Annotated in this window: 22 protein-coding genes; 12 read left to right on the top strand and 10 right to left on the bottom strand. The window is 51.8% G+C overall.

Annotated elements, in window-relative coordinates; translation table 11 throughout:
• Positions 1-129 precede the first annotated feature (129 nt).
• Positions 130-5,493: a hypothetical protein gene (locus EKK48_07535; protein RTL44128.1), complete on the top strand. Its 5,364-nt coding sequence runs from the start codon at positions 130-132 to the stop codon at positions 5,491-5,493.
• A 51-nt stretch (positions 5,494-5,544) separates the two neighbouring features.
• On the opposite strand, the gene fabF is transcribed toward EKK48_07535, so the two are convergent.
• Together fabF and EKK48_07525 are read right to left on the bottom strand one after the other, a co-directional pair.
• Entirely contained in the window at positions 5,545-6,807 is a 1,263-nt protein-coding gene (gene fabF, locus EKK48_07530; protein ID RTL44127.1) for a beta-ketoacyl-[acyl-carrier-protein] synthase II, read from the bottom strand.
• Positions 6,808-7,137: 330 nt separating this feature from the next.
• The gene (locus EKK48_07525; protein ID RTL44126.1) at positions 7,138-7,794 is read right to left on the bottom strand and encodes a DUF45 domain-containing protein; all 657 of its coding nucleotides are present in this window, start codon (positions 7,792-7,794) and stop codon (positions 7,138-7,140) included.
• A gap of 98 nt (positions 7,795-7,892) precedes the next feature.
• Between EKK48_07525 and EKK48_07520 the strand changes: the two genes are divergently transcribed.
• Entirely contained in the window at positions 7,893-8,453 is a 561-nt protein-coding gene (locus tag EKK48_07520) for a bifunctional adenosylcobinamide kinase/adenosylcobinamide-phosphate guanylyltransferase (protein ID RTL44169.1), read from the top strand.
• A 99-nt stretch (positions 8,454-8,552) separates the two neighbouring features.
• On the opposite strand, the gene EKK48_07515 is transcribed toward EKK48_07520, so the two are convergent.
• Positions 8,553-9,614, bottom strand: a complete 1,062-nt coding sequence (locus EKK48_07515; protein ID RTL44125.1) for a hypothetical protein — start codon at positions 9,612-9,614, stop codon at positions 8,553-8,555.
• Entirely contained in the window at positions 9,614-10,387 is a 774-nt protein-coding gene (locus EKK48_07510) for an alpha/beta fold hydrolase (GenBank protein RTL44124.1), read from the bottom strand. Before EKK48_07510 ends, EKK48_07515 begins: the two co-directional genes overlap by 1 nt.
• Before the next feature lie 201 nt (positions 10,388-10,588).
• On the opposite strand from EKK48_07510, the gene def reads away from it, so the two are divergent.
• The 5 genes from def to EKK48_07485 are packed head-to-tail and all read left to right on the top strand — an operon-like array spanning position 10,589 to position 14,124.
• The gene (def, locus tag EKK48_07505; protein ID RTL44123.1) at positions 10,589-11,182 is read left to right on the top strand and encodes a peptide deformylase; all 594 of its coding nucleotides are present in this window, start codon (positions 10,589-10,591) and stop codon (positions 11,180-11,182) included.
• Positions 11,183-11,214: 32 nt separating this feature from the next.
• A complete protein-coding gene (locus EKK48_07500) occupies positions 11,215-11,553 on the top strand; it encodes a hypothetical protein (GenBank protein ID RTL44122.1) in 339 nt (112 codons plus the stop codon).
• A 37-nt stretch (positions 11,554-11,590) separates the two neighbouring features.
• Complete coding sequence (locus EKK48_07495) at positions 11,591-12,067, top strand: hypothetical protein (GenBank protein ID RTL44121.1); 477 nt, start codon at positions 11,591-11,593, stop codon at positions 12,065-12,067.
• A 2-nt stretch (positions 12,068-12,069) separates the two neighbouring features.
• Positions 12,070-13,557, top strand: a complete 1,488-nt coding sequence (locus EKK48_07490; protein RTL44120.1) for a YvcK family protein — start codon at positions 12,070-12,072, stop codon at positions 13,555-13,557.
• A 12-nt stretch (positions 13,558-13,569) separates the two neighbouring features.
• Positions 13,570-14,124: a flavin reductase gene (locus tag EKK48_07485; protein ID RTL44119.1), complete on the top strand. Its 555-nt coding sequence runs from the start codon at positions 13,570-13,572 to the stop codon at positions 14,122-14,124.
• A 1-nt stretch (position 14,125) separates the two neighbouring features.
• Here EKK48_07485 and EKK48_07480 read toward each other — a convergent pair whose 3' ends face one another.
• From EKK48_07480 to EKK48_07470, 3 genes are all read right to left on the bottom strand, one after another.
• On the bottom strand, positions 14,126-15,061 hold the full coding sequence (locus tag EKK48_07480; protein ID RTL44118.1) for a patatin-like phospholipase family protein: 936 nt from the start codon (positions 15,059-15,061) through the stop codon (positions 14,126-14,128).
• A 282-nt stretch (positions 15,062-15,343) separates the two neighbouring features.
• Entirely contained in the window at positions 15,344-16,225 is an 882-nt protein-coding gene (gene sucD / locus EKK48_07475) for a succinate--CoA ligase subunit alpha (GenBank protein ID RTL44117.1), read from the bottom strand.
• An 11-nt stretch (positions 16,226-16,236) separates the two neighbouring features.
• Entirely contained in the window at positions 16,237-17,460 is a 1,224-nt protein-coding gene (locus EKK48_07470; protein ID RTL44116.1) for a succinate--CoA ligase subunit beta, read from the bottom strand.
• Between the two features lie 241 nt (positions 17,461-17,701).
• On the opposite strand from EKK48_07470, the gene EKK48_07465 reads away from it, so the two are divergent.
• From EKK48_07465 to miaB, 4 genes are all read left to right on the top strand, one after another.
• Positions 17,702-18,733, top strand: coding sequence for a 6-phosphofructokinase (locus EKK48_07465; GenBank protein ID RTL44115.1), 1,032 nt, complete (start codon positions 17,702-17,704; stop codon positions 18,731-18,733).
• An 11-nt stretch (positions 18,734-18,744) separates the two neighbouring features.
• Positions 18,745-19,857: a bifunctional diaminohydroxyphosphoribosylaminopyrimidine deaminase/5-amino-6-(5-phosphoribosylamino)uracil reductase RibD gene (ribD, locus tag EKK48_07460; protein ID RTL44114.1), complete on the top strand. Its 1,113-nt coding sequence runs from the start codon at positions 18,745-18,747 to the stop codon at positions 19,855-19,857.
• 218 nt (positions 19,858-20,075) lie between these two features.
• Complete coding sequence (locus EKK48_07455; protein ID RTL44113.1) at positions 20,076-20,288, top strand: hypothetical protein; 213 nt, start codon at positions 20,076-20,078, stop codon at positions 20,286-20,288.
• A gap of 220 nt (positions 20,289-20,508) precedes the next feature.
• The gene (gene miaB / locus EKK48_07450) at positions 20,509-21,780 is read left to right on the top strand and encodes a tRNA (N6-isopentenyl adenosine(37)-C2)-methylthiotransferase MiaB (GenBank protein RTL44168.1); all 1,272 of its coding nucleotides are present in this window, start codon (positions 20,509-20,511) and stop codon (positions 21,778-21,780) included.
• Positions 21,781-21,783: 3 nt separating this feature from the next.
• Here miaB and EKK48_07445 read toward each other — a convergent pair whose 3' ends face one another.
• Complete coding sequence (locus tag EKK48_07445) at positions 21,784-22,131, bottom strand: hypothetical protein (protein RTL44112.1); 348 nt, start codon at positions 22,129-22,131, stop codon at positions 21,784-21,786.
• Positions 22,132-22,221: 90 nt separating this feature from the next.
• On the opposite strand from EKK48_07445, the gene EKK48_07440 reads away from it, so the two are divergent.
• Positions 22,222-23,190 carry a threonylcarbamoyl-AMP synthase gene (locus tag EKK48_07440; GenBank protein RTL44111.1) on the top strand — a complete coding sequence of 323 codons (969 nt, stop codon included), beginning with the start codon at positions 22,222-22,224 and terminating at the stop codon, positions 23,188-23,190.
• 74 nt (positions 23,191-23,264) lie between these two features.
• Here EKK48_07440 and EKK48_07435 read toward each other — a convergent pair whose 3' ends face one another.
• Both EKK48_07435 and EKK48_07430 read right to left on the bottom strand, forming a co-directional pair.
• Positions 23,265-24,206, bottom strand: coding sequence for a tetratricopeptide repeat protein (locus EKK48_07435; GenBank protein RTL44110.1), 942 nt, complete (start codon positions 24,204-24,206; stop codon positions 23,265-23,267).
• Positions 24,203-24,871 carry a hypothetical protein gene (locus tag EKK48_07430; GenBank protein RTL44109.1) on the bottom strand — a complete coding sequence of 223 codons (669 nt, stop codon included), beginning with the start codon at positions 24,869-24,871 and terminating at the stop codon, positions 24,203-24,205. Before EKK48_07430 ends, EKK48_07435 begins: the two co-directional genes overlap by 4 nt.
• Positions 24,872-24,917 lie beyond the last annotated feature (46 nt).

Raw genomic sequence — 24,917 nt, 5'->3', positions numbered from 1 at the left:
TACCACTTGAGTGTCAAAAGTGTCAGGTATTCGGATACAGACGAGATGTCAGGAAGGTGGAAAACTAACCGACAAACCCCGGATGAAAGTTCATAGACTGCGAGCCCTATTGGTTTTCACGTTTTTTGTATGACAAGTAGCTGGAACAATTTCTCACTAGGCAAGCTGGATCCGAAAGAATCCACGCCCGCTCCTGCCAATCCAGCCCTGGGAAGCAACCTTAATTTAGCCAGTCTGGCGCCCAACGAGCATGCAACGGCTCCTGCCAAGCCAGCCACAACTCCAGATAACAGTCTCCTCGGAATGGGAACTGGTTTCGTTCAAGGTGTCGGCAAACAAGCCTACGGCATGGCCGATTCGATCTTCGGCGTCGATAACGTACTGCTCAAGAAAAATATTGCTGCCGGTGGCAGTGGCACGACCGCAGAGGGAATGGGCTGGGTGCCGGCAGCGGGCAAGCTGATTCATGGCGTCAGTCAGACAGTCTCTCTTGCTTATAACAATCCTGATGCTTTGCTTGCTATTCCCGGTCAGCTTTCACAGCAGTGGAACTCGGGCGATTTAAAAACCAGGGCCGATATGGCCGGACAGGCTACATTCATTATCGGTTCGCTTTTTGTCGGCGGCAGTGGCGCTGCTAAAGCCGGAAATATCGCTGGCGACTTGCGCGAAGCTTCGGTCGTCACGAAGGGGCTTAACACTCTCGGCGAGACCGGAACCACCATGCGTGCCCTGGAGACGACGGTGACCGGTTTACGCGGTTCAACTGTTTTGGGCGATGCGACCGCTTTAGGCAGAACTTCGTCCCTGATGGGCGATGCGACCGCTCTAGGCAGAACTTCGTCCCTGATGGGTGATGCTACTGCCTTGACCAGAGGCACAGCATTGGCTGGAGATGGCGCTGCTCTGACAACAGAAGCCGGATTGCTGACTCGCTCCGGTACGGTTATGGACCAGGCTGCGGCAGGACTCGTCAAAACGGGAAGCTTTGGCGAGAAGGTACTGCCCGCTACAGAGGGCGCTACCAAGTTCCTCGTTCGTGGCGGAGAGACTGCCTCGAGTTTAGGTCTTGGCGAAATGTCCATGCCAAATCGGTTCCTCGGGCTGCAGAGCACCGAACAGGGTGCCGGTGTGGTCAGTAAGTTCCTCGAGCGCTTTAGACCATCGGGCGCGACTGAACTTGAAACGACATTGAGTGGCACTGTTCAGAGCATTCCGACCTTTGGCAGAGGCGCAGTTGCAGGTGATCTGACTACGGCTCGAGTCGCTGCTGATTTGACGGGTGATGCGGGGCGCGTCGCAAATCTGACTGGCGATGCTGGAAAATTGACGACCGTCGCTGGTGACGCTGGAAAATTCACGACCGCCGCAGGCGATGCCGGAAAGTTGACGACTGCCGCAGGCGATGCTGGAAAGTTGACGACTGCCGCAGGCGATGCTGGAAAGTTGACGACCGTAACAAACGATGCCGGCAAGCTCGCCAATTTGACGGGCGACGCCACGGCGGCAGGCAGCCGACTCACAGGAGTAGAGGCTAATGCCGGACGGGTGGCTGACTCGGTTGTGCCTCAAGTGGCTCGAACTGAGCATTCTGTGCAGGCCATTGAACAGTTGACCCCGCACGTCAATCAGTTCGCTGAGCAGACAAGTGTGTTGCGCACAACCGGTAATCTAGGTTCACGTTCTGAAGCGGCCTTGACCGATCTCGAAACTGGACTGACAAAGTTCAAAGCCGCCGGCACCGGCGCCGAGCGTGTTGAAAGTCTCGGTCAGTTGAACAAAACTTTGAGCGTGCTCGAGCAGCAGGGTGTCGAAACATCTGCCTTGCGCAACACACTGACTAATTTGCAAACCCAGACGGCCGCAGTTGAGCGCGTCTCGCAGTTGCGCACCGCGACGGCGCAAATCGCTGAGCATTCCTCCACTCTCACTTCTCAGACTGCAGAATTGACCGCCAAGTTTGGTGAACGGGCTTCGGTGCGAGAGCTGGATCTGGCTACCAAACAGTTGACCCAAGCTGGAACTGCTGCTGAAAAGGCACAGGCTCTCGGTGCTGTAGAACGCGCCACCGCCAGGGTTGTCGCCGACTTACCTGCCGAATCAAGCGCTGCTTTGCGCACCACTGTTGAAGCACTTAAGGCACCGGTGCAGCTCGTTGCTAAGTCTGAAACGATGGAAGTGGTGGCAACCCAGATTGCAGATCGTTCAGCTGCTTTGACAAAACAGGTAGCCGAGCTGACTTCGTCTTCGGCCTCACCGGCAGTGCGAGAGCTTGATCTTGCCAGCAAGCAACTGGCGCAGGCCGGAAGTGCAACTGAAAGAGCACAAGCGCTGGCTGCAGTCGAGAAAGCTTCTGCGAAAGTAATGAGCGAAGTGCCGGCTGAAACAGCTGCATCGCTGCGTACTACAGTCGAATCACTGAGAGCCCCTGTACAGGCTGCGGCAAGAAGCGAAGTGGCTGAAGTCGCGGCTGCTCAAATTACTGAACGGTCATCTGCTTTAACTGAACAAGCCACAGAACTGGCTGCAAAATATGGCGCGAAGAGTTCTGTGCAGGAGCTAACCTCCGCAACAAGACAATTCAATGAAGCGGCGACCGCGACAGAAAGAGCTCAGGCTCTTGGTGCTGTCGAGAGAGCTTCAGCGAGAGTGGCCAATGAAATTCCAGAGGCCGGTGCAAGTTTACGGACCACCGTTGAGGGGCTGCGCGCTCCGGTTCAGACGGCAGCGAAAGTCGAACAAACTGAACTGGTGGCAACTCAGATAGCCGAACGCTCCAGCCAGCTCACCCAGGAGACGGCTCGGCTCTCGACGAAGTTTGCCGAAAACCCTGCTGTTCGCGAGCTCAGTACGGCAACTAGAGAATTCAATCAAGCTACAAATGCAGTTGAGCGGGCAGAAGCCTACGCCAAAATGGAGAAGGCTGCCGGCGCGGTTAAAGAACTTTCTCCTGAAGGTGCACAGGTTGCACGAACAGTCGAATCTCTCGGCGCCCCGGTCGAGACCGCTGCTCGTGCGCAGAGAATCGAAAGTGCTGTCGCGCAGGTGGACGAAAGAATCAGCTCGCTCAGTGCTCAAACCAGAACACTGGCTCAGGATGTGGCTGTCGAAGGACGAGTGCCGGCATCAGTTCGCGAATTGGAGTCGGCGACGGCTCGCATGAAGCAAGCAACAACCGCCACTGAGAAGGCGGAAGCATATGCGGCTGTGCAGAAATCGGCCACTGAGGTGGCAACCGAATTCCCAGCCCGGTCGACTCAGATCAGTAAGACTGTCGAGTCTATGGCTCCGCATGTTGAGGCAGCTGAGCGCCTCACTCAATTCGAAAATGTCTCTTCCAGAGTCGCTTATCATGCCGATGATGTCGCTAGAGAAGCGACGTTGCTCAAGGCTACATCGACTGCTCCGCTCAAATCAGAAGCTGCTCTGTCTGAATTGCAGACCAGTGCCAGCACGTTCAAAGCTGCCACCGCCAGCGAACGAACCGAGCAACTGGCCCAGATGAATAAGAATCTGCGTCTGGTCGAAGCCGAAGTCGGTGAGGCTAGAGTGGCTGGGTTGCGCACCAGCGTGGCTCGTTTGGAGAACGAAGCAGGTACGTTCGAACGTATGGCGACAGTCGACAGATCTGTCGCTCACGTGAGCGAACAGTCACAGTCTGTTGTGCGCCAGGTCTCCGCACTCGAGGCCAAAGCTACTACAGATGCAGCGCGTATCTCTCTGGAGAACATTCGTGTCGCTGCCACTGAATCTGGTGCGGCTAACGTTTTGAATCGCACCGAGCAACTTTCTCTGCGTGCTAAAGATATTGCCACCGTAGAGCGCGAGATGGGCACGTCTGCCGGTGCTCAAGTGCGTCAGGCTCTTGCTGATCTCGATCGCTCGACTGTAGCCGCCAGAACCAGCTCAATTGATTTAGTCGAGTACCAGGGCGCAAAAATTCAACAGCAACTTGGTTCACTGCAAGAAGGCAGTCTGGGTTCGCGTGTTCAAGCTCTTCGTCTGGAACAGCTTCAACACGATGTAGCTGTTATGAAGGCTATAGTCCCTGGCGACTCGGTGGTGGCACCGCACCTTCTCAAACTGGAGCAGCAAATCAGCGGTGTTGACGCTATCGCCAACATTCTCGCTCATCCGGAAGTGGCAAGAGCGCCTGGTCGCGAGCTGCTCAAGCTGGCACAGAGTGCCGATGCAGCCACTGCTACCGCGGCTGCGGATCGCATTATCTTGAGTGGCAAGTCGATCGAGAAGCTGGGTGACGGACCTGTAAGTGGCTTGATCAGCGAGCGTGCACAGTTCTGGAGCAACCAGCGTAAGCTTACCGATCTGGAAGACACTGTTAAAACAAAACTGTTCGAGTCTGGCAAACTCTTTGGATTGCCTGTCAACGAGCCGATCTTCAAGAAGACCCTGGCTGACATCGCTATGGCTACCGGTGGCATTTTGACACTCGATGGCGTGGCCGCATACAACTTGAACAAAATCGCTGCTATGGCTCGCGACAATGTGCTCAGTGCGCAAGCCGAGGCTCAAGCACGAAAAGCTGAACAAGCAGGTAAGGATGAACAAACCCGCAATAATGAGCAGTCGAAGAAAGAAGCTGAAGTCAAACCAACTGAAGTGAAAGGTGCTTCTGGAGCGGCTCAAACACAAGGAACGAATCAGACGGCAGCAGCAAGCAGCAGTACTAATGCCGCGAACCCTGCTAATGCAAATAACGCTTCTGCCGCACCGAAGGCCGCAGATTCAGCTACTGGAGATAATTATGTACGCGCTTCGCAGCAAGTCGTCTTCAAGAATGATGCTCAAGACGTGAAGATGTCTCCGGCAATGCAGGTCTACGGAACTCCCAAGTTCTTGCATGCTGACGAGACAAACAATATTCCTGCCGGAAGTTTCCCAACTGCAGGCGCCAGCTGGTGGTGGAAGCAGCAGCACGGCGGCAATCCGTGGGGCTTCAACCGTGGTCCCGGTGCACCACCGGTAGTAGCTGAAGAAGCCAGACCTTCGGTTCAGATTACTCCGCGTGCCCGTGGCATTGCCGCAACTCCTGAGCAAGATTTGACTAAGATTGCTCAAGTGCGCTTTCCGATTCCGCGCGTTATGGAAATTTCCAATCAGGCAATGCTTCTGAACAGCCCCAATCAATTCACATCTAAGGCTGGCAGACCGGGTGTTGTTGGTGGCGCAGCTGGTGCGTCTAAATCGTGGACTACGGTTGACTGGAGTCAAATCGGTAGTCATCGCGTCGCAGCAAGTGAAGGCGGCAAGGGCAATCAAGATTTGAGCAAGCTCGAAAAGGACGAAGAGCTTGGAATTGACGGATCCGGCAGCGCCGCAGCTCCAACCAATCAGGCGGGGGCGATCAATCTGGCACAAAATCTCAGCCAGAATGCAAATGATCCAAATGCAGTAGATCCCAACGATCCAAATGCAGTTGTTGCACTGAATACTCAACCAACGAAAGGTGACGACAACCTCGCCAAAGTCTAGCGACTGGTCGTCAATCTACTGCGAAAGTGGAGCCGGTTCAATCGTCGTCGATCAAGCGACGAAACGTTTCATCGCCAGCACTGTGTTGTGTCCGCCAAAGCCCAGCGCTTCGGTTAGCGCGTAATCAACCTTGGCTTCACGACAGACGTTGGGAATGAAATCCAGGTCGCATTTCGGGTCGGGATTGTGCAGGTTAATGGTCGGATGCAATTGCTGGTGATGCAACGAGAGGGCTGTGGCAGCCGCGCCGATTGCACCGGCTCCGCCGAGCAGGTGACCGACCATTGATTTCGTGCTCGAGATTGCCAGTTTGTAAGCATGTTCTTTGAACACTGATTTGATTGCCATCGTTTCGCGCTCATCGTTGAGCAAGGTCGATGTGCCGTGAGCATTGATGTAATCGATGTCTGTCGGTGACAGCTGTGCATCACGCAGGGCCTCGCGTATGGCACGTGCGGCTCCGTCTCCTGTCTCTTCTGGTGCTACTATGTGTGACGCATCACAGGTTGCACCCCCACCCACTATCTCGGCGTAGATTGTGGCGTTGCGACGCAGCGCGTGTTCCAGTTCTTCGAGAATCAAAATCACTGAACCTTCGCCGATTACGAAACCGTCCCGGTCGACTGAAAATGGGCGGCTTGCTTCTTTTGGCGCGTCATTGCGGCGGGACAAAGCCATCATGTTGTTGAAGGAGGCGACAGTGAAGGAGTTCAAGCAGGCCTCGCTGCCACCTGAAATCATTACATCGGCGCGATTGTCTCTGATATACATGAAGGCGTCGAACAGTGAGTCTAAGCCACTTGCGCAAGCAGTAGCGTCGCTCTTGGCTCGACCTTTGGCACCGTGGGCGATGGCAACCTGGCCGGAAGGAGCATTGGGCATCAATTTGATGATTGAACGAATGCCAATCTTCTTTGGCCCGCCTTGCATCAGTTTGATATGGTCTTCAGTGGTCGTAATGATGCCACCGACTCCTGTTCCAATGAATGTACCGACCCGTTCTGCATCCGTCTCACGGATATTCAAGTTTGCATCGGCAAGGGCGAGCTTGGCAGCTGCCATGCTGAACAGCGTTACTCTGTCCATCTCTTTCAACATCGAGCCGACCTGGCGAGCATCGGTGTAGAAATCCTGGATGTTGAAACCTTTGACTTCCGCGGCGATCTTGACCGTCAGGCCGACTGCTTCTGCGTCGAACTGGGTGATGTAACCGACGCCGCTGTCTCCTCGCAGCATCGCTTTCCACAGGTCTTCTCGTCCAGTACCAATCGGCGTAACAGCGCCAATTCCGGTTACGACAACTCTTCGGCTCATAGTCTAATCACACTCGGGCGCTTGGTACCACTTGGCTGGAAAGCCGCCCACTTTCCATCAGGGGGCTGTCCCCTCGAGCAGTGGACATTCTAACAAGTTATTACTATCCATGATAAGAAAAAAACAGATTCCCCTAACAATTGTTCGCGCATAAACTTCAAAGAACGAGTCTTCATATGCTTTTCCATGATTCAAAGGGTGACATTATGTTTATTGCAATCGTTTGTTTACAATAGTCGAGTTGGCTATAAACACCTCTTGAGTATTCGAGCCAGTTGCTAATCTGATCTCAATGCTTCGTGTGCCTGTGCTCCACGCCGTCTTCAGCGATCACTCCTGATCATCGTCTGAGCCACCATTTATGGTGCCGTGGTGGCTGTCGTCCCACAGGCTGAATTCGTCTTCCATACATTCGTAACTCTCGCCCGCTTCTTCTTCGCCCAAATATTCCTCAGATCGAGAGGTAAGGAGGAGCGATTCGATGGTTCTGTTGTTCATCAATCGGGCGCCGAGAATCTTCGCTGATGTCTCGAGCTGTCCGTCGACTGGATTTTTAAGGAGTTCGAGAACCCTCTTTTGTTGCTCTTCTCTGACATTCTTTGAAAAAGCCGACTGCAATGCCTTACCCACTTTTCTGTATTCAGGCTCAAAGCGTTCTACGTGTGCCCAGAATTTCGAATTGTGATTGAATTCCTTGACGTGTGCGAGTTCGTGAAGCACAAGATAGCGTCTGCCTCTTTCGGGAACATTTTCGACGGCGAAGCGTGAGAATGTGATCACTCGGCTGCGTAAATTTATTTGTGCCAATCGCGTATATTTTGCTGATCCGATCCTGACTCCACCTATGGTGACTCCGAAGGTAGCATCATTTATCCTTTTGACATAGCCGGCCATGAATGCCTGGTACATCTCCAACACGGCACGGTCGCCGATTGCTGCATACTCATTGCTGTCGGTAGCGACTTGTTTGATGGTCTTTTTTGGCATATTCTGTTTGAATTCCCCAGACTCGACTTATAGAATAGGCTTTTCATGCAGCTTAGGCAAGGTTTTGGAGTGATCAGAAAGTGGAAACTGTGAGTCCGTTGCTTGATGTCAAGAATTTGACGCTCATCACGGGCGGTGCGCGTTCCGGCAAGTCTGCATTCGCCGAGTCGCTGGCAAACGCTGATGGCGGCCCGGTTCTATACGTCGCCACTATGGAGGAAATTGCCGAAGATACTGAGGCAGTCGAGAGAATAAAACGACATCGTGCCCGTCGTCCGCAGTCCTGGAAGACAATTGAAGTGCCGTTGGCGGTTCATCGCGCTGTTTCCGAGATTCCCGAAATTACCTCGGTGTGCCTTGTCGATTGCCTGTCTCTATATGTCTCGAATATGCTTCTTTCGCTGGATGAGAAGTCAGTTGCTCTGCCCGAGTTGGAAGCGGCAATTTTTACTGCAGCCGCCGATTTGTTGGAGTCGATGAAGTCCAAACCGACGACGCATTTTATAGTTGTCACCAATGAGGTGGGTTGGGGTATAGTGCCTCAACATAAATTGGCTCGCACATATCGCGATCTTCTCGGTCTGGTAAATCAGCAGTTTGCCGCTTGTGCCGGGCAAGTATGGCTCAGTTGTGTGGGTTTGCAGATCAAGTTGAAATAATTTCGCCGCCAGTTGAGTCCAGCCCCGAGATGGTTTGGTTGAGATTGCGCTTTGCCAGAATTTGATAAAAAAACTGATAGCGAGCGAACTGTTAGTGAATCAGCGCCAGGGTCCATTGGCGAAAATTGCCGTCACTAACGGATCTTTGATATCGCTGGCGGGTGGCTTGCCCATGGCAATTTGTTCGTACAGCTGCTTGCGATCGCTTTCATTAGCGGCCAACCACATCACTTTGAACTTGGCCCAACTCAACGAAAAATTGGACATGGCCCGCTTATCTTTCTCAGTTGGTGCCTCGGAATACTTGCGGGCAATTACCGAGGCAAAAACTGTTCTGTTGTCGATAGCGTCAACTGATTTGCCAGGGTGCGACTGTTCATACATGAAGCAAGCCATGTCGCCGTATGCATCAACTGAATCTTCCGTGAGAGGTGGATCTCCGGGGACCGAAATTCTTTCGGGACCCAGTAGTTCGCTCAGGATGGTTGAATCATCTTCCGTCACATTTTTAGATTTCAGTACAAAGCGCAACAGGGCTCTGAAGAGGGAGGCAAAGGCGGTTTTCTCGTCTTCATTGTTTTTGATTCTGCCGCGCACTTCCGGCCAGAAGGTGGTTATTTGTGATACTTCCGCGCCGCGCTCGGTTGTCAGTTTGTGTGCAAGAGCTTCTCTGTATCTGGCTTTTTGCTCCGCTGTAACTTGCTCTTTCGAGACAAGCTCAAACAGTTCAATCCAATCTTCAATTGCGCCATTACTTTTCCCCGGTGAAACTGCCGCCCGGGACTTTGCTGTCGGTGTGGGCGTGCTGCCCCTGGCTGTGGACTTAGTTGAGGATGGCTTCGCTGGCGGGTGCGCGGTCGGCTTAGCTGGGGCGGTCAAAGCTGCTGGCGATGCTTTCAGTGGTACGAGTGCTTGTGCACTGCCTGCAGAAGCTCCTTCGAGAGTTTCTGGCGAGGCGCTCTCCGCCTTTGGCACCGCTTTTGGTGCGGCTGTACGAGCGAACGGGTTGCCGGAACGCGGCTGAAGTGACTTGGCGGGCGATGCTTTAAGCTCTGTCGGTTGTTTGCTTTCGTCATAGCCCCAATCGGCTGCTATTGCACAGCCGTTCGAGGAACTAAATATTAGTGCGGCAATCGCCGCCGATAAACGTCTGTTTTGCATTATTTAGACATCGCTTTGTGCAGCCATGTTGCGATTTGTTTGGCTAGTTCAGGATGGGCTGCGAACATTTGAGAGCCGTGCCCGCCCTGTGGAAGAATGTCCAGGCTCGATTTTTTGTTCATCTTACTCAACTGGGTGGCAGATTCGGCCGAATAAGTATCGTCTTTGGCGGCGACCAACAAGACTGGTTTGTGATAGCCCGCCATCGACTCGGCTGGCTTCAGCCCGTGGAAATCCACTCCCGGAGAGAGCATCACTACCGCCTCAACATTGGAGGCCAATCGGGCTTGAATAATCGAGGCATTAGCTCCGATTGAGGCGCCCACCAGAGCAAATTTTTGTACGTCGATGTTTGGTACCGTGACCATGTTTTTCAATACGACTCGCAAGTCGAACGGCAGTTGTTGCCAGTCTGCGTTAGTGAATTTGGTGTATGGAAAATTGCCGCCTGTAAGCCGGCTCTGCGATGCACCGTGCCCTCGCATGTCAAGGTTAACTACTGTGAAGCCCTCCGCTACAAGCGGTGCAACCAGTGGTTTCATGTCAGCGTTTGTTCGTCCTAGCTGGTGAACGAGGATAACGCATGGATGCGCCTTGTCGCCGGGAGCGGAGTAGATTTCCGCCATCAGGCGGGTTCTGTCGGATGCGACGAAGGCGTGTCTGCGAGGTGCCGGTAGCGAATCTGCCAGAGCAGCTGCGGACCAGGTCGTGCTCGCTGACAATCCCAGAAGCAGGCCCCAGACGAGTCTTTGAACGGTCTTGTATTTCAACATCGTTTCCTCTACTGCTTATTTCGCACAATTGCGCAACATTCCCGATCCTGTTTACCAGGTACCGGCCATAATTCTACCCGGCAGACGCTTGCCGCGCTCGAGCATTAGAGAGTGGGCAGTGTAATCTTGGCAAGTCTATGGTAATATCGGCGAAGAAGCCCATGAGATCTAGGTTCTGGGCACGAAAGGAGGAATTTCGAAATGTCCAAACTGCAGCTGAGATACTTTCCTGATGAGGTTCTCAAAACCCCGGCCAAGAAAATTAGCAGTTTTGATGCTTCGACCCGCAAGTTGGCTCAAGACATGTTGGACACGATGTACGAAAACGATGGCGTCGGACTGGCTGCTCCGCAAGTCGGCGTTTCCAAGCGGCTCATGGTTATCGACGTAGCCGGAGAAGATGAAAAGCGAAAACCAATCGTATTCATTAACCCGGTGATCGTGCACAAAGAAGGCGAGCTGGTCGGTTTGGAAGGTTGTCTGAGTTTTCCCGGTGTCTATTTTGAAGTAAAGAGAGCCAACAAGATTGTTGTTCGCTATCAAAACGTGCAGGGACGCGACCAGAAATTGGAGGCGGAGGGCGATTTGCTCTGCCGCGCTATACAACATGAGATCGACCATCTCGATGGCGAGCTGTTCATCAACAAGGCTGTGAATAACCTTGTCCGAGATCTCGAGATGACCAAACATGGATTCGCTGATGGTGACATTGAAAAGCTGCAAGACAAAATTGCCGCATCGAGCGGGCACATCATCTCAACGAAACAATCACAACAACAGCCTGTAGTCGGTTAGTCGTGTGTGCTGATAAAAGTCGAAAAGCTTTTGTGCCATTCCCATTCAATGGAAGTGACACACTCTCAGGCTTGACCCATATCATGCTGGGTTGGAAACGCAAGCTGCAGAAGCTCGAGCCGGATTTGTACGTTAATCGCTACTTCAATCAAGATTTGAAGGGGCTTTCACAAGCCCGCATCCCAGACCGCGTCTGCCATATCTGTGGTTTCTCTTTGATCAGTTTGACCGCACCAAACGGTTGGGTGATTGAAGCTTGTTCCGCGCATGACATTGAAAAATCCATCAAAGGCGGCGGCTTACTGGAATTTTTAAACGATATTGGCGCACAACATTCGTATAATTTAAGTGATGAACACTCTAAAGTCTGAATTTGCAATAGCCTGTAAGTGAGCCTATACTGCGACCATGTCATCAAAATCAACTAAAGAACTGGAAAATCGAAAAACGTCTTCCAGCAAAAGTAAGGAAGATGGTTTGCAAATCATCATTACGTCCTTCGGGTATAAGCAGGGACCACCTCCGCTCGCCAATATCGTCTTCGATGTGCGCTTCTTGAAGAATCCCTATTGGGTAGAAGAGTTGCGACCGCTGACCGGCCGAGATAATGCCGTTCAGCAGTATGTGCTCGAGCAGGAGCTGGCGCAGGACTTTCTCGAGTCGATGAAGGGTCTGCTGGCAAAAGTGCTGCCGAAAATGGCAGAGCTGAAGGTTGGCCAGTTTGTCATTGCATTTGGTTGCACAGGTGGACAGCATCGCTCCGCCACGCTTGTAGAAAAGCTTGCCGATGAGCTGGCTGCATCATATCCTGACTATAAGGTTGTAAAACAGCATCGAGAGTTGGATAAGACTGTTGATGCCGGCACTGCTGATGGTGCAAAGTAATTATGGCTAAGAAGACCCCTCTGGAACGTCGCATCAAGGCTCTCTTGCTTCCTGGCTTGAAACGATGGATTGTCTTCATCGTCTTCGGCATCGGCATCATTATTTTTGGTGTTGCTCTGCTGCTTGGGTATCACCCGATTTTCAATTCAGTCAACTTTGTCGAAGACGTCTTCAAATATGTGACAAAGGTTTTGCCGTACCGTATTTCAGGTGTGATCGCGATTGTCGCAGGCGGACTCTTCTTGTTCTGGGCGATCACTAAGATGACGCAGTCTGTGCTCGGTGCTTACTTGCCGGACGACAGAGAATCGATACCAGACGTTCTGTTCAGAAGGCGGCATCTGGCCAGCGGACCTCGTGTGGTTGTGATCGGCGGCGGCACCGGGTTGGCTAACCTGCTTAAAGGTTTGAAAGCCTTCACCAACAACATCACCGCCATAGTCACCGTCGGTGATGACGGGGGCAGTTCGGGCAGACTGCGTGAAGAACTTGGTGTTCTGCCTCCGGGCGATATTCGTAACTGTATTACTGCGCTGGCAGACGAAGAAAAATTAGTTACAGAACTGTTTCGATACAGGTTTGAAGCGGGGGAAGGTCTGGAAGGGCATAGCTTCGGAAATCTCTTTCTGACTGCATTGAGTCAGATCACTAAGGGCGATATGTTGGAGGCAGTCAGGGTTGCAAGCCGCGTTTTGAACAGTTGCGGCCAGGTATTGCCCTCGACATTGAGCAACATGACGCTTGTCGCCGACATGGCAGACGGTCAGCAAATTCGTGGTGAGTCTCGCATTCCGGCTGCAAATGGAAAGATTCTGCGCGTCAGATGCGAGCCGGAGAGCCCGGAAGCGACGCCTGAGGCGATTGAGGCAATTCTCGGAGCGGAGTTGATTGTCCTCGGTCCGGGCAGTCTCTACACATCGGTCATCCCAAATTTTTTGATTCGGGGTATTCCGGAAGCTGTGCGTGATTCGCAAGCGAGAAAAATCTACGTCTGCAACGTTATGACGCAACAGGGTGAGACCACAAACTACTCTGTCGCCGATCATGTCGAAGCCCTGCTCAAGCATGCCGGTGCACCTCCGCAATCTGGATATCGTTATATAAACGCCGTCCTCGTTAATGACGAGATCCCGACTGTGAGCAACAGTGATGAACATCATGGTGCCTCGGTGCCCGTGCGTTACGACCCGGACCGCCTGCGTAAGCTGGCAGTTGTGCCTGTGCGCCGTGCCGTTCTCAGTTCGACTTTGAGCGGTCATCACGATCCAAACAAACTGGCTCGGGTAATAATGTTGTGGTTCCGGCGCAAAGGCAGGCGCCGTCCCATTGAAAAAAAAACTAGCTTAGTGCGGAGACCGGAAAATTCAACAACCACTCAGCAGTCGTCATCGGCAAATCAGAAAGTGGAGCTGAGACCGTCTAACGGCAGAAGTAGCGATGCAGTTTTGTTGACACCTACTTCTACGTCGTCCGAGAAGAAGCCGCAGTAAGCTTTTAAGTTCATGCATGACCTGCTGAGCGTCACGCACAGTGTAGATTTAAATTCAAGTGGAGGAATAATGACTGCAGCGGCAACAGATGAGAAGAGAGAAAGTATAGGCCGGGCCATTGGTCGCATCGCCAGTGGTGTCTACGTCGTCACTGTCAAGCATGACGGTGTTCCCGATGGTATGTTGACTACGTGGATTGCTCAGGCTGGTTTTGAGCCACCCATGCTCTCTCTGGCTGTAAAAAATGATCGACCTGTTCTTCAGACACTGAAGAAAGGAGCACCATTTGTGGTGAATGTTCTGTCCAAGAAGAATATGGACATTTTCAAAAGCTTTGCCAGACCGCACACCGAAGGTCTGAACAGATTCGAGGGGCTCTCTGTCGACATGGAAAGAGCTGCTGCTGCTGTTTTTCCAGACGCAATTGCTTATATGGCGTGCCAGGTTCACGATCTGGTGGCGGCGGGTGATCACAGCCTTGTCATCGGTGAGATCGTAGATGGTGCCGGTCTCAACATTGAAGACGAGGCCATGGTGCATCTTCGCAAAAACGGTTTTCAGTACTGATTTAACAAGCTCTGGCAGGCGTTTCAGAAGGGTAGTCGGCGAGCTGTTCGAGTGCCTCTTCGTAGCCTTGCTTCATGAGTTTGCGAGATCTTTCCGGATCAATCTCCAGCAGGGTCGTATTGACGGCACGGCGCGGTTGAAACACACGGATGTTGACGTTCTTGCGTCCTTGCGATTCTATTGAGCCTGCAGCAATCAATCGGTTGTATAGTTCGGCTGATTGAATTTCGCGTCGTGCTGATGCATCCAGCACGATATCGAGGCAACGCACCAGAACCTCAAACATATTGGTCGGGCAGACATTGATCTTTTCTGGATGCAAGAGCACCATAAAGATTTCGTCTGCACCCATGTGGATAGCAGTTTCCATCGGCGTGTTGCGCACCAGCCCGCCGTCTACCCACAGCCCGCTGCCGTGAATGTGCCTGGGCGGGAACGCCATAGGAATTGCTGATGTCGCCATCAAAATATCTATTAGTTCGTTCGTCGACATAATCTCGTCGATGCTGATCAGACGGGTCTCAAGACTGCATAAGTCTGTGGTGCATAGTCCAACTTTCGTGCTGCTTGCTTTCAGCTTTTGCAAGTTGATTTCGCGACGCAGAATCTCTTCCAGTGGGGATGTGTCGAGCAAACCAAGTTTGTGTCCCAACACCAGTCGACCAATCAACCCGGCCGATGGCAAATGGAAAATGTCTCTGGCCCGAATAGAACTCCAGAGTTCTTCCAGTCTCTTGATCGCACCCTGTGCAATCAGTGTGGCGTTGATTCCACCTATGCTCGTACCGTATGCGAAATCAAACGTGATTCCCTTTTCGAGTAATGCCTTGGCGACGCCGACCTGGAAGGCTCCGCGTCCGCCGCCACCGGGCAGCACCAGAGCTCGTTTGGGTTTGTCTACCGGAGTGCTGGTCAGGCTGGGTGCTGCGTCAGTCATTACTGTTTCCTGAATTCCATGGTATCCGCGAGTTCTTAAGCGGCGGACGGCATTTTTTTTCTTACCGACCGGGTGGCTGGACGACCTTTCATCTGGACCGCCAAACTCAGTCTATCGTAAAAATGGACCTTTTTTAGGTCTTTAATGAAAAACGATCCGGCAATAGGGCGCCCCCGGCAGACAAGCAGGCAAACCGCTGCCATTGAAAAAGCGTGCAGCCAACCTGCACGCTTTCTCTTGATTTTTGGTTTTCCCGTACCGCTTCAAGCAGCGATCTGGTTGTTAAGCGCGCGTCAGCGTTTTGCGTGCTTCGCCCACTTTTTGTGCCACTTCATTTGGTGTCTTAGCGACCTTAACGCCTGCAGCTTCGAAAGCCTCAATCTTCGATTGAGCTGTTCCTTTGCCACCAGATACGATTGCACCAGCGTGACCCATTCTCTTTCCTGGAGGTGCGGTCTGTCCGGCGATATACGCAATCACAGGTTTCTTGATGTTCTTTTTGATGAACACTGCCGCTTCTTCTTCAGCGTTGCCGCCGATTTCACCAATCAAAACGATTACTTCAGTCTGAGGATCGTTTTCGAACATTTGCAGCACTTCGGGGTAGTCCAGGCCTTTGACCGGGTCGCCGCCGATACCGACGCAGGTTGATTGACCCTGTCCTGCATCAGTCAGAGCCAGTCCGATTTCGTAGGTCAGAGTACCGCTCTTGCTGACCATTCCGATTGGTCCTGATTTGAAGATAGAGCCTGGCAAAATGCCAATCAAACTCTCTCCTGGTGTGATGATTCCAGGGCAGTTCGGTCCGATTAATTTTGCCCCTTTGGCTTTCACTGCAGCAACGAGTTTGGCTGTATCTTGTGGCGGTATACCTTCAGTGATGAGCACGAGCAATGAGACGCCGGCGTTCAGTGCTTCGTAACCTGCATCTAACGCCAGATAAGGTGGAACGAAAATAACGGAGCAGGTTGCACCAGTTTTTTGTACTGCTTCGGCAACTGTGTCAAACACAGGTAGTCCGTGAATTTCGCTGCCGCCGCGACCGGGTGTCACACCGCCGACAATCTTCGTGCCGTAATCGATCATTCTTTTCGTATGCGCTGAGCCCATTTTGCCGGTAGCGCCCTGTACGATCACTTTCGTATCTTTATTTACCAGAATCACAGTGTTTCTCCTTACGCTTTGGCGCCGACTGGCTGTTTGACTTTCGACTTGGCGACTGCTTCTTTGACGGCATCTTCCAGATCCGGATAGAGTTTCAGACCTGACTTGGCCAGTATCTGCTCTGCTTTCTCCTGATTATTTCCGCGCAGCCTGACAATCATTGTTCGCTCTGGATGCTTGCTCATGAATTCGACAAGTGCTCCGGCGACTTCGTCGCAAGCGGTGATACCGCCCAAAATGTTCAATAAGATAACTTCGACTTTTGGATTTTCATTGACGATTTCGAGCGCCGTCAGGGTCTTTTTCTGGTCGCCGCCGCCGCCGACGTCGAGGAAGTTTCCAGGCTCGCCGCCAAATGCCTTGACCATATCCATGGTGGCCATTGTCAAGCCGGCGCCGTTGCAGAGAATACCGATGTTGCCTTCCAGCTCGACGAGGTTCAAGTCAGCCAGTTTGGCGCGTTGTTCGAGGTGGCTCAGATCGCTGAGGTGCTTTTCTTGCCAACCGTCAAAGTATTTTTGGCGACCGATTGAGTCGTCGTTGACAGTAATTTTTCCGTCCAGAGCGATTACATCTTCGCCTTCTGTGATCACGAGCGGATTGATTTCTGCCAGGTCGAGGTCTTTGCTTTCAAAGAGTTTGTAAAGCTTGTTGGCGACGTCGGCCACTTTGGTGAGCAAGCTGCCGGACAGTCCGAGCTTTTGCGCTAGCTCTCTGCCGACGAATGAGTGGAATGGATAAGGAATCGGCATCGTCACTACATTGTGCGACGATTCGATTTCAACACCGCCGTCGGCGCTGGCGATGAAAATCGGGCAGCCGGCGGCGCGGTCGAGGACGACAGCCATGTAGAGTTCGCGGGCAATGCTCAGTCTCGGTTCAACCAGCAGACTTTCTGTTTTCGAGCCGCCGATGGTCATGGCGAGCAGGTCTTTGGCGATGGCTTCGCCTTCTTTCAGGTCTTTGGGGAACTTAATGCCGCCTGCCTTGCCTCTGCCGCCAGAGAGCACCTGACACTTGAGTGTAAGCGGAAATCCGAGATGAACTTTTCTCAGCTCTTCCGGCTTGGTAATGCGAACCGAAGGTGGAACCGCAATTCCGTGGTCTTGGAAAATTCGCTTTGCTTCGTACTCATATAAGTTCAATGTCCAGTCCTCCCGACGTTCTGCATTCGCACGTCCAATTCGCGACCGCGGGCGCTCTGTCCCGCCTGGCCGCGCACTGTGCACAGCCATGTCATCTCATAAGAGTAGATGAACATCTGCGCGCATCCGGCGATATTTTGGAAGCTTTAATTTAGTAGATGAAAGAACATGTCAAAAAGCTTTACGTCACAGAGCCCTAGTTCAAGCCAGGATCCGCCATATACTTATATCCCGAGTCGCAGAGCATCTTGGCTTCTTGCCGTCGAGATGCTGATCAGGTACGAACGGTGTGGCTCCAGTTGAGCCGGGAGATCTAGGAGATGCAGACACAATGAGAATGGGAATACTCACGGGAGGCGGTGACTGTCCTGGATTGAACGCTGTCATCCGAGCTGTAGTGCGGCACGGCATGAAAGAGCACAACGGTGAAGTGGTCGGATATCTGGAAGGGTGGCGCGGACCGATGCAGAACATGGTCATGCCCCTGACGCTCAAGTCGACGGATGGATTAATTCAGCGTGGCGGTACGATTTTGCGAACTTCTCGCATCGACCCCTTTACTCTCGACCGCGGTCCTGAGCTGATTATGGAGTCGATGAAAAAGAACAATCTGGACGGACTGATAGTCGTCGGTGGTCTCGAGACTTGCCAGGTCGCTTTGAGAATGTTCAACGAGCACAAACTCAACGTTGTCTGCATTCCCAAAACAATTGACAATGACTTGAGCGCCACAGACTTCACGTTTGGTTTCGATACTGCCGTAAACATTGTCGCCGATGCGCTGGACCGGCTGCACACAACGGCTGAGTCTCATAACAGGGTACTCGTTTGTGAAGTGATGGGACGCAATGCCGGCTGGATCGCCTGTTATGGTGGTATCGCTGGTGGTGCAGACTTCATTTTGGTTCCTGAGAAAATTATTGCGCTGCACGACATCACCGAAGCGATCAAAAAGCGTCACGCCCGCGGCAAGGATCACTCCATTATCGTGGTCGCTGAGGGCGCTAAGCTGGAAGGTGATAACGGTACGCCCGGAGCCGAAGATATCGATCCTGAGATTCCTCAGAGGCTTGGCGGCATAGGCGATCGATTGGCAAAGCTGATTGAAAACGAAACGGGATTCGAGACAAGAGCGATGGTGCTTGGACATATCCAGCGTGGCGGCTCGCCGACTGCTTATGACAGAGTGTTAGCCACCCGGTTCGGTGTAGCGGCCGTAGACCTTGTCACCGAGAAAAAATTCGGAAGAATGGTGGCATTGCAAAATAATCGCATCGTCGATGTTCCTCTGTCAGACGCGACAGAGTCGATGAAAACTTTAGACATGGAACTGTATAAAGTCGCCTCCGTCTTTTTCGGTTAGTGAGCAGACCGGTGAGTGACGATCCACGCTTAGTTGAACGAGATCAGTCGTTCATGCAGATTTGTTTGGATCTGGCTCAGCAAGCCGAGGGACGCACGCATCCCAACCCCATGGTCGGCGCTCTGGTTGTGGACGCGCACGGTGAAATTGTTGGTCGAGGCTTTCACAAAAAATCGGGCACTCCTCATGCTGAAGTTTATGCTTTCGAGGAGGCGGGCGAACGGGCTAAAGAAGGCACTCTTTATGTCTCACTGGAGCCTTGCTGTCACTTCGGCAAAACACCTCCTTGTAGTCAGTCTGTCACCGAAAGCGGTGTCAAGCGAGTAGTTGCCGCCATGGTCGACCCCAATCCCAAGGTGGCAGGGCAAGGTCTTGCCCAAATCAGACAAGCCGGAATCGACGTTACAGTGGGCGTTTTGCAGAAAGAAGCAGAGTGGCTGAATCGCGGCTTTATCAGTCGCATAACCAAAAATCGTCCCTGGGTGTGTCTGAAAATGGCATTGACTCTGGATGGTCGCATTGCCGATCGCACAGGCAGCAGTCGCTGGGTGACCAATGCGGAGTCACGCAAGAAAGTGCATCAGTTGAGAAACAAATTCGATGCCGTATTAATAGGCGGCAATACTCTTAAGTTAGACGACCCCGAGTTGACTGTGCGCGATATTCCAGGTGCTCGTAATCCTGTCAGAGTGGCTATCGATTCGCGTCTCGAGCTCAAGCCTGATTCTCGTTTTTGCACGGTCGAAACCGGCGCCCGTACTTTTTTGCTGACCTTGCAAGAATCGATGCACTCTCTATCTTCGACATATCCGCAAGCGGTTGAACTTGTAGTTTTGCCCGCTACAAATGCCAACGTTAATATAAATTCTGCTTTGCAGTTTTTAGCTGAACAAGGAGTCAATTCGGTTCTTTGCGAAGGTGGTGGCAAACTGGCTGGAAGCCTCATGCAAGCAGGCCTGGTCGATGAAGTCTATTGGGTTGTGGCGACAAAATTTCTTGGTGACAGAGAAGCTATTTCTGCATTGCAATTGGATAGCAGTGTGTCCTTAGCGGATGCCTGGCAGTTGAAGTCTGTCACAACCGAAATGCTCGCAGGCGACATTTGGATTCACGGAACGCTGTGAAATCGCTGCTTTTCGAGCAATCGAATTTCGCTCCCGGTATCAGATATGGTGCACAGTAGGTTGCGTTCAGTTGCTGTCAGTCAGTATTAATTCGTGTTGTCAAGAGTTTGGCTCCAGCTCGTCCGTTTTAAAATGAATGAAAACTTATGGCCATTCTCAGATTACAAGGGTAACCTAGGATAAATTGCCAAGTCCTCAAATACAGCAGTGGTGACAAGATGCCGGTACAAAACCCAGTCAGAAATCTAGATTTGACGATTGAGACAGATCGCAACGGCGATCATTTTGTAGTTTTTCCAAGACGGTACGAGAACCTTGTCGCGCCCGAACTGCACGATGAAAAATTGCAGTGGATCCGCAGTTCATACGACACTTTCCTGGCTCGCGTGCGGGAATTTGAAGAGCTGAGAAGACCCGTAAATTACAACTAGTCGCGCTGATACACATCGCCGGGCGTATAGTATGCTGATAGGTCGGGCAGCTTGCTGCCTTTGATAGTTCTCGGTTGAGGCGGAAATCGCGCCTCTTGCCGGTTGAAATTGCCGAGTTGAAATTGTCGGAGCGAAGTAATTGAGCGCTACATACATTGCTGCGCCGCCTGAAAAGGCGACTGCCAGAAAGACCGTCTATATCGAAACCTTTGGCTGTCAGATGAATAAATCCGACTCTGAGCATATGTTGGGTCTTCTGGATGACATCGGTTACGCGCAGATTGATGACATTAAGCAAGCCGACCTGATGATTTTGAACACCTGCGCTATTCGCGAGAACGCCGAAGATAAAGTGTTCAGCTACCTGGGCGCCTGGAAGAAGATCAAAGACAAAAGACCGGGTTCAATGATTGCGGTGGGCGGCTGCGTTGCTCAAGACGAAGGCGCTAAGCTGCTTAAACGTGTTCCTTATGTTGATGTGGTCTTCGGGACGCATAATTTGCATCGCCTGCCCGATCTGGTTTTAAAAGCGCAGTCCGACAGTGAATCTGTTTGTGAGGTGTTTCAGGAACTGCCTGAAGATTTGCCGGAAGTGCCGGTCATTCGTCAGAGCGATGTCAGCGCCTGGGTTTCCGTGATTTATGGTTGTGATTACAACTGTACTTATTGCATCGTTCCGTTTGTGCGCGGACGCGAAAAGAGTCGCTCGGCAGACGCCATCGTTGAGGAAGTGAATGCACTTGCTCAGGGCGGCTATAAAGAAGTGACTTTGCTTGGACAGAACGTTACGGCTTACGGTCATGATCTTGAACCGAAGCTGCATCTGGGGCATCTGATTGAACGAATCGGCACCATGGAACAGATCAAGCGCATTCGCTTTCTGACCGGGCATCCGCGCGATTTGAAAGTGGAAGATATCGATGCCGTCAAGAATGTTGAAAGTGCGTGCGAATATTTCCATCTCCCCATTCAGTCTGGCGACAATCGCATTTTGCGCCGCATGGCCAGGGGGTACACCGTCGATTTCTACAAACGCGTGATTGAGCAAATACGCAGCAAGATGCCTGATGCTGCCATCACCTCAGATATCATCGTTGGATTTCCCGGCGAGACCGAGCAAGAATTCATGAACTCTATAAATTTGATTGAGGAGTTGCGATTCGACGCAGTCAATACGGCTGCCTACTCGCCGCGCCCGCATACTCCTGCTGCGGATTGGGATGGACAGCTACCGGATGCGGAGAAATTTGAACGGCTTCGCTTTATGAATTCTGTTGTCAGCGAAGTCGCTCACAAGATCAATAAGGGTTATGTGGGCAGACGCGAAGAGATTCTCGTAGAAGGTCGCAGCGATAGACACCCTGAACGATTGATGGGGCGCACTCGTACAAACAAAATCGTCAATTTCGATGGCGACGCATCAATGATCGGTCAGCTTGTCGACGTTGAAATCGTTACGGCAAATCCCTGGGCTTTGCGCGGAAAGCTTTAGAAATCAACCGTTAAACTGCAGTTTGTCGAAGTATTCTCTGATGTCGCCGCGGGAAATTCCATCGGTATCAGGGTTTATGTCTTCAACGAAAGCCTTTTTGATGTCGTCGAGCCGATAGAGCATAAAGCGGATAAATGACTTGGCGCGTGCACTGGTGGCGCTGGAATTGAGAAAATAATTCAGTTCAGTGCGCGAAACGAAGCCGTCACTATCCTTATCCATTACTTCAAATGAACGATATGCGAATTCCTGTATTTCCTGAAATGCATCGGCTACCTGTACGCCATTCTCGCGCTTGGGCCGCCGCCATTCTTCGTATATTTCTTCGTCGGCGGGACTGTATTCCAACATTGACACCTGGTTTTATTGAGGAGTTTTGCAAATAGCGCGCAAGAGCGCCATTTTAGCCGCATCCAGAATATACTTTTGCAGAGGCAAAAGATGAAAGAGGATATGACCATCATAGAACATGCGGTGCGATTGCTCCAGAGCGGTGAGCTTGTAGCTTTTCCCACCGAGACAGTCTATGGATTGGGCGCTGATGCCTCGAATCCGGCAGCTGTTGCCAGACTTTACGCCGCCAAGGGGCGTCCGACCAATCACCCCGTAATCGTTCATCTGGCAGACAGCAATCAACTCTCGAAATGGGCTAGTTCAGTACCTTTTGAAGCAATTCAGCTGGCTGAAAAATTCTGGCCGGGTCCCCTTACTTTAATTTTGCCGAAAGCCGATCATGTACTCGATGAAATTACAGGTGGTCAAAAAAGCGTCGGTCTGCGAGTGCCCGCACACCCCCTCGCATTGGAGCTGTTGAAGGCGTTCGGCGGCGGCATCATCGCCCCCTCGGCAAATAAATTTGGCAGATTAAGTCCAACTCGAGCCGAAGATGTTAGAGCTGAATTCAAAGATGAAGTATCACTTGTGCTTGATGGCGGTCCCTGTGCCGTAGGAATTGAGTCGACCATTGTTGACCTTTCCAGAGAGCAACCGATGATTCTGCGCCCGGGCATGATCGATCAGGCTCGCATAGAAGCTGTTATAGGTAAGGTGTTGTTTGCTCATAAACAGGCGGAGCCTTCATCTGTGACACGAGCGCCTGGTGATCTTGCCAGTCACTATGCGCCAAGCACTCCTTTGAAGCTTGTCAGTGCGGAAGATTTGCAGCAGATAGTGAGTGGCAAGGCGGAAGACTTGAATCGCACCGCCGTTTTATCACTTTCAGTTGCCCCTGGTTGCTGTAACTGGATCGTTGCTGAGACTGATCCCGAAATCTTTGCGCGTGACCTTTACCAGAATTTGCGCCAACTGGATGGGTTGAAACTCGATCGCATACTTGTTGAAACGCCGCCGGTTGACCCTCACTGGGAAGGAATCTGGGACCGGTTGAGACGTGCCTCTGCGAAGCTGTGATCATTGTCTCAAGAAGAATTGACCTTACCAATCAGTTGCTATTGTGGTGACCGTGAACGTGAAGCATGTCATGCTCAACTGAGCATCAAGCTGAACGGAGTCGGATTCGCCTGGCGCAATTTGAGTTGCGGTTCCAGTTCCAGAGCCCGTTTCAGGTCGTTCATCGCGCCTTCTCGATCGTTCATTTTTTCTCTCAGTAAGGAACGATTGTAATAAGCTTTGGGATTGTTCTGGTTCAACTCGATGTATTTGTTGTAGTCTGCCAGAGCTGCTTTATCGTCGCCGAGTTGAGCCTGCAAAACGGCACGGTTGTAGTATGCCACTGAATATGATGCATCATTTTTGAGTGCCAGGTTGAGCAGTGCGATCGCCTTCTCTTTGTATCCAAAATAGGCGTGCGCATTGGATTGGGCGAGATAATCACTGGGGGTGACGGCTTTGCACCTGAGCAGTTTAGCGTAGCTTGCAAGCGCTGCATTCTTATCAGTTAACAGTCTGATGCGATTGAATTGAGCGGTCAGATCGTTGCTTAGAGCTATTGCTCGGGAGAAGTCAGAAAGAGCTAATCCGTTTTTTCCGATTTGTTCGTATAAGATACCGCGGTTGGCATAAGATAGCGCGTCGTTCGGCCTCCATTTGAGCGCTTCTCGATAGTCTGCCAGAGCGCCGGCAGTATCTCCCGTTTCTGATTTGAAATCGGCTCTCGTGCGCAGGGCAACGGCATCAATCATATTCACTTTTAGAGCCTGATTTATATCGTCAAAACCGCCCTGACGATCTCCTAAGGAATCGAAGCGCATGAGAGCCCTGTCAATCAGCGCCACGTTGTCGTTGGGATCTTTCTGCAGTGCCTTTTCAAATTCTTCGAGCGCACCTTTTAAATTTCCCGATCTTTTGAGAACAAGTGCTTTCTCGAGATGATCCGCTTCAGCATGTGCGGCAGTGGTTATAGCGTTTGTTGATACTGCAAGTAGTATCAGTGTAAAAACGGCGAGTGATTTATTACTCTTTTTCACTTATTTCGTCTATGCAAAGGAATGTCCACTTCGTGGTCAAGGTGCGATCTCACCTGACCGTTCACGACATGTACAGGCACGCCTTTTAAGTGACCGTGATCGTAATGTGCTTCTGCTAGACCATTATAATAGTTCGATTTGTTTCTTTCAGCGGGAATGGGCAGTATTGTGCTGAAGTAGGCACCTTCGCGATAGGCAGACGCCGGAAGATTGGTGTTCACTGTTTCACTGGGGATGATGCCGTCAGGAGTTTGTGATTTGGGTATTGTCGTCGATCCAGTTAATACATCGCTACTTTGTCTTTGCTGGTGATGTCTTTGACCGCCAAGGTGTTGATCGATGGCACCGGCGTGCAATGGCTGATGATGATAGTCCGCTCTGGCTCGCTGTGTATAAGCAGATTCATAGGCTGGCGCTGCTTCAACATTGTTTTTGATAACGGCTGAGCCCTTGAGCAGTTGGCGCGTCTGATTGAGCTCACTGCCACTGGCGTTGACACTGTTATCGACAAGCTGGAAGTCGCCAAATTCGCTGGGCATTTTGGAGCCGGCACCGGACAAATCCAACTTTGGCGTCATCATTTGCGGCGTCCAGGGCTGCGAAAATTGTTGCAGTTTGCCTGACTCGCCGTTGTTTTCGATACGCCCCAAGTGTTTGTCGCTCATGCCGTGAAACCTCCAAACCTGACGATTCAGATGTTAGGGAAAAGTT

The organism is Candidatus Melainabacteria bacterium, assembly GCA_003963305.1.
GTDB lineage: Bacteria > Cyanobacteriota > Vampirovibrionia > Obscuribacterales > Obscuribacteraceae > PALSA-1081.
The sequence above is the reverse complement of the archived record's forward strand: the minus strand, read 5'-3'. Positions and strand labels throughout refer to the sequence as shown.

What these genes read in the sequence shown, in the direction of transcription:
- EKK48_07535 (RTL44128.1), top strand. Translation starts at nt 130, where the DNA reads ATGACAAGTAGCTGGAACAATTTCTCACTAGGCAAGCTGGATCCGAAA.
- fabF (RTL44127.1), bottom strand. Translation starts at nt 6,807, where the DNA reads ATGAGCCGAAGAGTTGTCGTAACCGGAATTGGCGCTGTTACGCCGATT.
- EKK48_07525 (RTL44126.1), bottom strand. Translation starts at nt 7,794, where the DNA reads ATGCCAAAAAAGACCATCAAACAAGTCGCTACCGACAGCAATGAGTAT.
- EKK48_07515 (RTL44125.1), bottom strand. Translation starts at nt 9,614, where the DNA reads ATGCAAAACAGACGTTTATCGGCGGCGATTGCCGCACTAATATTTAGT.
- EKK48_07510 (RTL44124.1), bottom strand. Translation starts at nt 10,387, where the DNA reads ATGTTGAAATACAAGACCGTTCAAAGACTCGTCTGGGGCCTGCTTCTG.
- def (RTL44123.1), top strand. Translation starts at nt 10,589, where the DNA reads ATGTCCAAACTGCAGCTGAGATACTTTCCTGATGAGGTTCTCAAAACC.
- EKK48_07495 (RTL44121.1), top strand. Translation starts at nt 11,591, where the DNA reads ATGTCATCAAAATCAACTAAAGAACTGGAAAATCGAAAAACGTCTTCC.
- EKK48_07490 (RTL44120.1), top strand. Translation starts at nt 12,070, where the DNA reads ATGGCTAAGAAGACCCCTCTGGAACGTCGCATCAAGGCTCTCTTGCTT.
- EKK48_07485 (RTL44119.1), top strand. Translation starts at nt 13,570, where the DNA reads ATGCATGACCTGCTGAGCGTCACGCACAGTGTAGATTTAAATTCAAGT.
- EKK48_07480 (RTL44118.1), bottom strand. Translation starts at nt 15,061, where the DNA reads ATGACTGACGCAGCACCCAGCCTGACCAGCACTCCGGTAGACAAACCC.
- EKK48_07470 (RTL44116.1), bottom strand. Translation starts at nt 17,460, where the DNA reads ATGGCTGTGCACAGTGCGCGGCCAGGCGGGACAGAGCGCCCGCGGTCG.
- EKK48_07465 (RTL44115.1), top strand. Translation starts at nt 17,702, where the DNA reads ATGAGAATGGGAATACTCACGGGAGGCGGTGACTGTCCTGGATTGAAC.
- EKK48_07455 (RTL44113.1), top strand. Translation starts at nt 20,076, where the DNA reads ATGCCGGTACAAAACCCAGTCAGAAATCTAGATTTGACGATTGAGACA.
- miaB (RTL44168.1), top strand. Translation starts at nt 20,509, where the DNA reads ATGAATAAATCCGACTCTGAGCATATGTTGGGTCTTCTGGATGACATC.
- EKK48_07445 (RTL44112.1), bottom strand. Translation starts at nt 22,131, where the DNA reads ATGTTGGAATACAGTCCCGCCGACGAAGAAATATACGAAGAATGGCGG.
- EKK48_07440 (RTL44111.1), top strand. Translation starts at nt 22,222, where the DNA reads ATGAAAGAGGATATGACCATCATAGAACATGCGGTGCGATTGCTCCAG.
- EKK48_07430 (RTL44109.1), bottom strand. Translation starts at nt 24,871, where the DNA reads ATGAGCGACAAACACTTGGGGCGTATCGAAAACAACGGCGAGTCAGGC.